General features: G+C 62.9%; 2 protein-coding genes. Both read right to left on the minus strand.

Going from position 1 to position 2,429, the window contains the following annotated elements:
- Positions 1–301: 301 nt before the first annotated feature.
- On the minus strand, positions 302–1,210 hold the full coding sequence (locus tag FHR04_RS20630) for a DUF1266 domain-containing protein (protein ID WP_139405047.1): 909 nt from the start codon (positions 1,208–1,210) through the stop codon (positions 302–304).
- Positions 1,211–1,409: 199 nt separating this feature from the next.
- The gene (locus FHR04_RS20635) at positions 1,410–2,042 is read right to left on the minus strand and encodes a DUF6923 family protein (RefSeq protein ID WP_139405048.1); all 633 of its coding nucleotides are present in this window, start codon (positions 2,040–2,042) and stop codon (positions 1,410–1,412) included.
- Between the last annotated feature and the right edge of the window lie 387 nt (positions 2,043–2,429).

Consider the following 2,429-nt stretch of genomic DNA (forward strand, 5'->3'; position numbering starts at 1 on the left):
AGCGCGCCTGGAACTTGACGGATGAGCCACTGGCCAACCGATGTTTTGAATCACTTGCTGAACTCCAGGAAGCACTCGGTGAACGGTGTGCCTGGCTGGAAACCCAACCCGATCTCATCACGCAACACACCCTGTTTCACTGGTGGCCTCTCTGTAGGAATTAATCGGAGTCCGTATGACACCTTTCCACGCGGGTCTAGACCTCAATCTGACACCCCGGCCTGACCGTCAAGCTGCTGACCTCAGCGCCACCCTCGCTCTTTGGCGGCTTCCCACCCCATACCTCTCCACCAGCGCCAGGTCAATGCAGGGTGGGCCGCACGCCATCCGTATCTGCTGCGCGCTGCTGTTCCAGAACCTGGCCCGCTGTGGGCCAGGGGTCTCGCACCCAGGGGCTGTCCGCGTCCTCAAGAAGCCAGCGTACCGTTTGGGCATAGCCCTTATTTCTGACCCCATCGATGACCCCGCCTGACTTCCAGAACTCCGCTCCCGCCCGGAAACTCTGCCCATAGTGCGCCCAGTCCCGGAATGCCGCATCCCGCGCCATCTGACGGCACTGTCCCAGCACCCGCCAGCCCTGCGCTTCACTCAGATACCCCAGCGCCACGCCCTGCGCGGCGATGTCCACCGCCCGCGCCAGATCGAAGGCCAGTCCACCCACCTCGCCCACCTCACTTTCCCACTTGCCCACCACGGCGGCCAGGCGCTTGTTGAGCTCATCGGACGTCCCATCCCCCGACTGCAAGTGCTGACGCACCGTCTGATAGGGAGCGCGGTGGCCGCTGTCCAGCAGCCAGGCCAGACTGGACAGCGCCGAGGTGTGATCGGTGATCTCCCAGCCCTCCACCAGGGACTGGCGCAGCTCGTCTTCCTTTCCCGCTGGTGGCGTGAACTGGTAGAAGTACTCCAGCGGGCGGCCCGAGACCGCGTCCTCAAAAATCTGAATCCAGAGCTGAGCGAAGGGAGCGCGCAGGTTCAGAGCGAAGCGCTCAGCTTCACCCAAAGACCGGGCCGCCGTCTCCACCACCTGTTGGCGGGCTGCCGTCTGCTCGGCTTGCTGCGCTTCACGCTCGGCCTTTTCCTGGGCCAGTTCCTCGTTGGCCTCCTGAATGCCCTCGCGTGCGCCTTCGAGCATGGCCTTGCCTGCCCACCAGAGGAACGCCAGAACGAGGCCTACCACGACGGGAATTACCAGTTGCCACAGGGTCACGCGCGCAGCATAACGTCAGGGCTGGGGGGTGGAGGGCAGACTGACCCGGCGGATCCTCTGTGCTGATTCCTGTCCTGAACTGGCAGAGCGCGCCGCTGTTCCCTTCAGATTTCCATTGCCTGATCATGGTGAGTCTTGCTGCCCTTCTGTGGAACGTCGAAGGCACCCTACAGGGTGCCTGACCGCTGCCCGTCAGGGCCTACAGGGCGCTGCCCTGGAACTTCAGGGCAAACAGGTCCGTCTTGCCCGTCCCGCCGATCACTGTGGCTTTGCCTGTGGCCGGATCAATGCGGGCCAACGAATCGGGAGAAAAGAGGGTGGGCCGGACCGTGCCGTACAGTTGCCCAGCAGCGTTGAAGGCCAGATCGCCGCTGGAAAGGGTGCCCAGCGGACCGACAACAGTGGCCTGCCCCGTGGTCTTGTTGATTTTGTAGAACTGGCCCCCCGTGGAAGCGCCGTACAGGTTGCCCGCACCATCGGCGGTCAGCGCGTTGATGTCGCCTGTTCCCAGTGCGCCCACGGTGCTGACCGCGCCATTGCTCAGGCTGATGCGGACCAGAGTGCTGATGGTCACGCCATACAATTCGGTCCCGTCCAGTGCGACGTCCGTCAGAGACTGGCCGACCTTCAGATCGAACTTCTTCTCGTCTTGACCCATGCCGCTCAGGACAATGCTGTATAGCGCCTTGGCCGTGACGGCATAAGCGCGGGCGTCTCCAGGGGGCGGATTGCCGGGGCCGCCATTGTCTTCCTTGGGCGGCGTGGTGCCACCGCCTCCACAGGCGACGAGCAGGGCGGCACCAAGACCAGAGAGCAACAGCAGTTTTTGCATGGGCCATTGTGGCTGACGGGTGAACGCCACAGAGCTGCGGGGCTTCAGGAAACGTTGATCACGTTTGCCACAGCATCAAAGGCGGCTTTGACCCCAGGGTAATGTCGGGCACCGGGAACCGTCACCGCCCGCCGCTTTCCTCCCTAACGTGCTCAGGAGGGCGGCCAGAGCAGCGTGGAGGCTGGATTTTAATCCCAGCAGAAGGGTTGTGGCAAGTTTATGTGTTGAGCTGAGTCGTGGGAAGCTCGGCTCGTCACTCCCCTCAGTAGCTGACAACTTCAGTTTCCGGCTGTCCCAGTGCGGGAAAAGGGCGTATCAAGACGTGGAGAATCTCGCCGATTCTCTCCGGGACCCACCGCAGCACATGGCGCAATTCTTCCGAGCCAT

Source organism: Deinococcus radiopugnans ATCC 19172, from assembly GCF_006335125.1.
Lineage (GTDB): Bacteria > Deinococcota > Deinococci > Deinococcales > Deinococcaceae > Deinococcus > Deinococcus radiopugnans.